Origin of the sequence: Agarivorans sp. TSD2052 (genome assembly GCF_023238625.1) — a bacterium.
In the GTDB taxonomy this organism is placed as follows: domain Bacteria; phylum Pseudomonadota; class Gammaproteobacteria; order Enterobacterales; family Celerinatantimonadaceae; genus Agarivorans.
Window position 1 is genome coordinate 535,640 of record NZ_CP096670.1, and the last position, 6,861, is coordinate 542,500.

8 protein-coding genes (1 of these 8 running past the window's edge) are annotated in these 6,861 nt (G+C 43.3%); 4 read left to right on the forward strand and 4 right to left on the reverse strand.

Translation table 11 applies throughout. The annotated features are described in order from the left end of the window. Nucleotides 1-28 precede the first annotated feature (28 nt). Together M0C34_RS02525 and M0C34_RS02530 are read right to left on the reverse strand one after the other, a co-directional pair. A complete protein-coding gene (locus M0C34_RS02525) occupies nt 29-277 on the reverse strand; it encodes a YheU family protein (RefSeq protein WP_248714090.1) in 249 nt (82 codons plus the stop codon). Continuing rightward, nucleotides 274-1,257: a hydrolase gene (locus tag M0C34_RS02530; protein ID WP_256469379.1), complete on the reverse strand. Its 984-nt coding sequence runs from the start codon at nt 1,255-1,257 to the stop codon at nt 274-276. Before M0C34_RS02530 ends, M0C34_RS02525 begins: the two co-directional genes overlap by 4 nt. Before the next feature lie 138 nt (nt 1,258-1,395). On the opposite strand from M0C34_RS02530, the gene M0C34_RS02535 reads away from it, so the two are divergent. Continuing rightward, nucleotides 1,396-2,787 carry a coniferyl aldehyde dehydrogenase gene (locus M0C34_RS02535; protein WP_248714092.1) on the forward strand — a complete coding sequence of 464 codons (1,392 nt, stop codon included), beginning with the start codon at nt 1,396-1,398 and terminating at the stop codon, nt 2,785-2,787. Nucleotides 2,788-2,819: 32 nt separating this feature from the next. Beyond that, entirely contained in the window at nt 2,820-3,065 is a 246-nt protein-coding gene (locus tag M0C34_RS02540) for a DUF3624 family protein (protein ID WP_248714093.1), read from the forward strand. On the opposite strand, the gene miaA is transcribed toward M0C34_RS02540, so the two are convergent. After that, a complete protein-coding gene (miaA, locus tag M0C34_RS02545; RefSeq protein ID WP_248714094.1) occupies nt 3,062-3,994 on the reverse strand; it encodes a tRNA (adenosine(37)-N6)-dimethylallyltransferase MiaA in 933 nt (310 codons plus the stop codon). The two genes, M0C34_RS02540 and miaA, sit on opposite strands and share 4 nt — an antisense overlap. A gap of 120 nt (nt 3,995-4,114) precedes the next feature. Next, nucleotides 4,115-4,324: a DUF1127 domain-containing protein gene (locus tag M0C34_RS02550; RefSeq protein WP_248714095.1), complete on the reverse strand. Its 210-nt coding sequence runs from the start codon at nt 4,322-4,324 to the stop codon at nt 4,115-4,117. Between the two features lie 783 nt (nt 4,325-5,107). On the opposite strand from M0C34_RS02550, the gene M0C34_RS02555 reads away from it, so the two are divergent. Both M0C34_RS02555 and M0C34_RS02560 read left to right on the forward strand, forming a co-directional pair. Continuing rightward, complete coding sequence (locus tag M0C34_RS02555) at nt 5,108-6,232, forward strand: pyridoxal-phosphate-dependent aminotransferase family protein (RefSeq protein ID WP_248714096.1); 1,125 nt, start codon at nt 5,108-5,110, stop codon at nt 6,230-6,232. A gap of 74 nt (nt 6,233-6,306) precedes the next feature. Further along, on the forward strand, nt 6,307-6,861 hold the 5' portion of the coding sequence (locus tag M0C34_RS02560) for a flavin reductase family protein (RefSeq protein WP_248714097.1). It continues 60 nt past the right edge of the window; 555 of the gene's 615 nt are visible here — the first part of the coding sequence; it begins with the start codon at nt 6,307-6,309; the stop codon falls past the right edge of the window.

The window sequence follows — 6,861 nt, forward strand, 5'->3', positions numbered from 1 at the left end:
TTCCGTTGGTGATGACTATAAACATGGTTTACCCATCATCCTGCTGCCCTTCCATGGCAGAGGCATCAAACTGCTCTTTGGCAATTAAGTTTACTGTTTCATGAAGCTCTGAGTATACGATTAAAACCGAACCATTAATAACTTGTTGTTTAATTTGTTCGAGTTTATCCGCTAGGCTAAGTTCTTGCTCGCCATAATCGGTACCCTCTCGAAGCACGTAGCTTTCCAATAAAGCATTAAAAGTGTCAGCTTCAAGTTGTTGCCAAGGAATTATCATTTTGTTGTTTGCTCGAGTTGCAGTTTAAACCATTGTGGAATTGTTGATTCCAACCAAAATTTGGGGCGCAGCAGGCTACCACCTACAAAGCCAACATGTCCACCAGTGCGACTTAAACGGTACTCAACAGCCTGACCAAGCTGCTCTTTGTTGGGAATGACACGATGATCCATAAAGGGGTCGTCTGCAGCATGGATTACTAGCGTAGGCAATTGTATATCTTTTAATAAGGGTAAACCGCTGCAGCGTTGGTAGTAATCAGCTGCACTGCTAAAACCATGCGCTTTAGCGGTGTAATGATCATCAAATTCAACGAAGTTGCGCCAGGTTTGCACTTGTTTTTCCTGTAATGGTGCTTGCGATGTATGACTGATTTTTTGACACAAATTGTTTTTCATGCGAGACAACAAATGGTGCTGATATACCTTAGAGAAACCACGTTGAAGTTGCTCTGAACATGCGGCTAAGTTAAGTGGTGGCGAAACTATCACTGCGGCTTTTAAGGGGGAACTTGGCGTTTTAGCTAAATAGTTCACTAGCATATTACCGCCTAATGAATAGCCTAAGGCAAGCAGAGGGGCTTCAGGGTATTGCTGCTGCAGGTATGTTAGGCAGGCCGTTGCATCGCCAATTTCCCCGCTGTGATAACCTCTCCATAACTTATTCGGCTTGCCGCTGCAGCCGCGAAAATGCATCACTACCGCACGCCAACCTTGCTGATTACAGGCGTGTAAAATGCCTTTGGCATAAGGTGAGTGTACACTGCCTTCTAAACCGTGAAATACCACCACTATAGGCTGCTGTGCATAATCAGCGGTAGCGCTACCTACCCAGGCTAAATCGACAAAGTCACCATCGGCGAGATCTAACTTTTGCCATTCAAGTTTTTGCGTCTTATTGCGTAATAAAAAAGTCGGCAGTAAGGTTTGCACATGCCTATTTTTAGCCCACCAAGGAGCGGTAAAATGTGTTGAAGTAATATGCTATCTCCTAGATCGAACTTACCAGTAAACTATGCGGTTAGCCGTCAAAATGTTCAAGCTTTGTGATTTTTATATTTACAAGTTACCATGGGTAACATATCCTGAGTTGGTAATCATACACAAATAGGTGATCCCTTGGCCCAGCAGCATTTATCAAACCAATTGTTAACTATGCAAAGCGCATTTAAGTTGCAAACTTACCCGAGCTTGCAACAGCGCCAATACAACCTTAAGCAATTACTAAAGCTGCTGCAGGAGAACCAAAACGCGATTATTCAGGCTATTAGTCAAGACTTTGGTCATCGAAGTTCTCATGAAACCCAATTAATCGAATTATTTCCCTCGATTGAAGGTATTCGTTATACGCTAAAGCACCTTAAAAAGTGGCTTAAGCCGCAACGCAAAGGTACAGCCATTTGGCATTTAGGGGCCCGTAACCATGTGGAGCCTCAGCCACTTGGTGTGGTTGGTGTAATCGTGCCTTGGAACTATCCTTTATACCTTGCTATAGGCCCGCTAACGGATGCTTTAGCTGCTGGTAATAAAGCAATGGTGAAAATGTCAGAGTTAAGTCCTCGTTTAGCTGAGCTGCTGATTCGTTTATTACCGCAATATTTACCGGAGGATCTGATTTCCATTTATGCCGATGATGGCGAGTTAGGGCCGGTGTTCTCTGCGTTAGCCTTTGATCATTTGGTGTTTACCGGTTCAACCAATACGGGGCGTAAAGTGATGCAAGCGGCAGCTGAAAACCTCACGCCTGTTACTTTGGAGTTGGGCGGTAAATCTCCGGTAATTATCGCGGACGATTATTCGATAAAACTAGCCGCTGAGCGGATCATGATGGGCAAACTGTTTAATGCTGGCCAAACGTGTGTCGCCCCCGATTACGTGTTGCTACCAAAAGCGCAGCGACAAGCTTTTATTGATGCATGCTTAAACTACTGCAAAAAACATTATGAAACCTTGGCTGACAGTTCTATTTCTACCATTATTTCTAGCGACTTTGCAGCACGCATCAATAAGCTGTTGGCCGAAGCCATTGAGCTGGGTGGCAAGGCCATCACGCTGATCCCTGGAGAAAGCCCAGCCAAAATTGCGCCTACTTTAGTATTTAACGCCAAAGCTGATATGGCGCTAATGCAAGAAGAAATATTTGGCCCATTGTTGCCTGTGATTGAGTACGATGAACTGTCACAAGCAATAGACTATGTCACCCAGCGAGAGCACCCGCTTGCGTTGTATATTTTTAGCGATAAGCGACAAACTCAGCAACAAGTGGTGCAGCAAACTCAAGCGGGCGGTGTATGTATTAACGATGTGTTGTTGCATGTGGCGCAGCACGAATTACCGTTTGGCGGTGTAGGCGCTAGCGGAATGGGCCACTACCATGGCTATGATGGGTTTGTACAGTTTTCCAAAATGCTGCCTATATTTAGGCAAAGCCGGTTTGCGGCTATTAGTTTGATGCGGCCACCCTACACAAAGTTGACTGATCTATTGATCAAACTAATGACGCGTGGATAATTCATGAGCTCGGGTTTTATAAGGTCATTATCTTGAATTGTCAGTTTTGCCAGAAAGCTTGGTTTGTTGAAAAGTTGGGACGTTGCCAGCAGTGTATGTGGCTGGCTAATCTCGGCTGGCTAATTATGTTAGGGCTAAGTGTGTTAAACAGCGGCGATGTAGCGGTATACCAGCTGAGCTTATGGTTGGCCTTTACAGCTTTTTTTTTGCTTAGCCTTGCTCATTGGTTAATGTTCTTTTATTACCGCTGGTTTACCGCTAAGCCACCGAAAACCTAGTTTGTTTTCAGCTCAACTAAACTAGGCTCAATAATACTGATAGCCTGCTGTAGTATGTTTTGCTCGGGATCTAACCAGTGAATGGTGTCCCCACGCCGTTCCATTTTTCTAAACCAAGTGTCTTGGCGTTTGGCAAATTGATGAATTTGCGAATTGAGTTTCTGGAACATGTCATTGTAGCTAAGCTGATCTTGCAGGTACTGCGCAACTAAACGGTACTCTAAACCATAAAATTCAAGCTTTTGATAGCTAACACCCTTGGCATGTAGGCCTTGAACCTCTTCTATTAAACCCTCTTCTAAGCGTTGTTTAAGCCTTAGGGTAATTCGCTCTCGCAGTACCGAACGAGGCCAACGAATGCCCATATATAGGGGGCTTATATGGGGATGCTCGACAATTTTTGTTGGCTCTATGTTGCAGTCTGTTTCAGCAATCTCTATGGCTCGGACTAAGCGCGGACGAACCGTTAGGTCAGTACTATTATGCTGCTCTGGTTTTAATGTCAGTAGTCGTTGTTGCAACTGCTCTAGGTCAAGTAGAGCAAGCTCGTCTCGTAAGGCTTTATTTACCGGTGCTTCGTTTAGCTGATAATTTTGGGTCACCGCATCAATATAGAGGCCTGTTCCACCCACCATAATAGGTAGCTTTCCCGCTTGTTTGATTGCTGTAAAAGCAGCGAAAAAATCTCGCTGGAAGTGAAACACGCTGTATTCCGTATCGGGGTCCACGATATCAATGAGGTGATAGGGGACTTCTTGATACTCGGCCAAATCTTTACCCGAGCCAATATCGAGGCCTCGATATACCTGACGAGAATCAGCCGATAGCACTTCACCAGCATAATGCCGTGCTAACTCAACGCCTAGTTGGGTTTTCCCAGAAGCAGTAGGTCCAAGTACAACAATTAGATTAGCTGAGTGTGTTTGCATGGTGGTATTCATAACGATAGAAAGGAGGGAATGGTAACAAGAAAAAACAAAAACGGCATGTGCAAAGCAGCATGCCGTTTAAAAAAGCCTGAGATCCTTGGCTGAAAGCAATCTGTCTGACTAGTTTTCCCAGAAATGCTTACGTGATTCTTGGTAGCGATCAGCTTCGCTTAAACCAATGTCACGTAGTAAGTAAGCAGGTAGCTGCGCTAATTGACGGCGGCTTTTTTGACGTAAGAGCCAAACATTACAAAGTTGGTAAACTTCAGTGATGTGTTGGAACAAAGAAGTGTTTTTGGTGTTGCTAATAGTATTTACGTTAGTGCTCATAATGTAGGACCTCATCTCAGTTGATGGCGCCATACTAGATCCTCTAATCGACTTTCTCAAACAAAATAAAACACCTATTTATAATTAGAAAAACTAATGCGTTAGTGTTTGTTGTCGATGAAATTTAAATGCCAAATATTCCGTGAATAATTATTCTTATAATTGCATTTTTAGTATGTTGTATAACAAACTATAAGTTCATGTTACTGAAAAATGAGTCTGTAAGCCTGATTTTTAGCCAGTTTGTTGTTCGGGCATTTGTTACTATTCGTTATTTAACTTTTGACTAATTATTCCTGCCTCTTTTTCTTAGGCGATGTTTGGGTTTATTCCTTTATTTTAAAGGCTTTCTTGCGATATTTAAAGTCGGTGCTTTTCCTGACTTAGATCAATTTTCACTGCCGATATTTCACTATGTAGAAGACGAATGGAGGTGAGTTAATTGTTAAATTTGTTGTTTTTAAGTGTGTTTTTAGGGTGAGTTTTGATCTTATTCATTTATTTTGAATCACATGGCTGAACGACTCCGTTTTTTAAAACTTAATCCCTCTTTTTTTGGGTTAGCTATATTTATTTTGATTGAGGTGGTTTTGGGTCGGTGTGTAGCATTTAGAGGTTTAGTTTTTTTCTTGAACTCAATGTCCATTTGTAAAGGCCATCGTTAAGATAGGCCAGAAACTAAAGTACTGTTTGTATGCTTTATGTTCAACTTTTGTTGAGGCGATGTTAGAGTAATTACGTAACATCTATAATTACAATAAATAACAATATAAGGACATTAGGATGAACGTGAGTTCTTTTAATCCCCCGCGGCGGATCTTAATGGGTCCCGGCCCTTCTGATATCTCGCCACAAGTGTTGCAAGCGCAAAGTCGCCCTATTATCGGCCACTTAGATCCACTGTTCGTAAACATGATGGATGAGATTAAAGCTTTACTGCAATACGCATTTCAAACAAGCAATCCACATACCTTTGCCGTTTCTGCTCCGGGTTCTGCAGGCATGGAAACGTGCTTTGTTAATTTGCTTGAGCCTGGCGACAAGGTGATCGTGTGCATTAACGGTGTATTTGGCCAACGCATGCTGGAAAATGTAGAGCGTTGTGGTGCAATTGCGGTGGTTGTCGAAGATAACTGGGGAGAGCCCGTTTCTGTTTCCAAAGTGGCCCAAGCTCTTGAGCTTAACCCTGACACTAAAGTGCTAGCCTTTGTGCATGCTGAAACCTCAACCGGTGTCGCTTCCGACGCTAAAGCGCTATGTGCTCTGGCTAAACAATATGGGAGCTTAAGCATCGTTGATGCGGTTACGTCCTTAGGCGGTATTCCGCTTAAGGTTGATGAATGGGGAATTGATGCTATCTATTCAGGTAGCCAAAAGTGTTTGTCATGTGTACCCGGTTTATCGCCAGTGAGTTTTAGCCAAGCTGCCATTGATAAGTTAACAAGCCGCAAAACCAAAGTTCAAAGCTGGTTTCTCGACCAAACCTTAGTCATGGGCTATTGGTCTGGCGAACAAAAACGCTCATATCATCATACTGCTCCAGTGACGGCTTTATACGCGCTACACGAATCATTGCTAATGCTATATAAAGAGGGCTTGGAGCAAGCTTGGCAGCGCCATGCTAAACAACATGCTGCGTTAGCGGCAGGTTTAAAGAAAATTGGTCTGGAGCTGATGGTCGATGAAAGTTGTCGTTTACCGCAACTAAATTTAGTGGCTATTCCTGAGGGTATCGATGAGCAAGCCATTCGCAGTCGTTTACTCAATGACTACAACCTTGAAATTGGTGCTGGCCTTGGTCAGTTTGCCGGTAAGGCTTGGCGTATTGGGTTAATGGGCTATGCAGCCAAGCAAGAAAATGTCAGTTTGTGTTTAGCGGCCCTTAGTGAGGTATTGGAGCAAGGCTAGCCGAACCTCGCTATATTGATGGAAGAAACCCGCGTTAGCGGGTTAATTGTTTTATCCTCATTAGGGAGACTTTAGTGCAGATCAATTTTGCAGATTTAAGCAGTAACCAGATTTATCACTGTATGACTCAAACTATTGTGCCTCGGCCTATAGCGTGGGTGCTCAGTGATAACGGGTTTGTTGATTCCTATAACTTAGCGCCTTTCTCTTATTTCACTGCGCTAAGTTCAGATCCACCCTTAATCATGTTATCGCTAGGCAAAAAGCCAGACGGTAGCGATAAAGATACTAAGGTAAATATTCAGCGGCACAAACATTGTGTGGTACATATTGCGAGTGCCTTGCAAGCTAAGCAAGTGACCGAGTCAGCCAAAACACTGCCGCATGGAGAGTCTGAAGTTCTCGCTCAACAATTAGGCTTAACTCCATTTGCTGATTTTGCTTTGCCTCGCTTAAGTGATGCGCCTATTGCTATGGCGTGTGAATTATTCGACATTCAGTCGATTGGTAATACCCCACAGGCGATGATCATTCTTAAAGTATTGCACCTATATATAGAAGAACAATTTGTGGCGATGTCTGAGGGGCGTATAAGTGTTGATACTAATGGCCTAAATCCACTAGGCCGA

Bases quoted from the DNA above. Each gene is read 5' to 3' on its own strand.
- M0C34_RS02525 (WP_248714090.1), bottom strand. From the start codon at position 277: ATGATAATTCCTTGGCAACAACTTGAAGCTGACACTTTTAATGCTTTA.
- miaA (WP_248714094.1), bottom strand. From the start codon at position 3,994: ATGCAAACACACTCAGCTAATCTAATTGTTGTACTTGGACCTACTGCT.
- M0C34_RS02550 (WP_248714095.1), bottom strand. From the start codon at position 4,324: ATGAGCACTAACGTAAATACTATTAGCAACACCAAAAACACTTCTTTG.
- M0C34_RS02555 (WP_248714096.1), top strand. From the start codon at position 5,108: ATGAACGTGAGTTCTTTTAATCCCCCGCGGCGGATCTTAATGGGTCCC.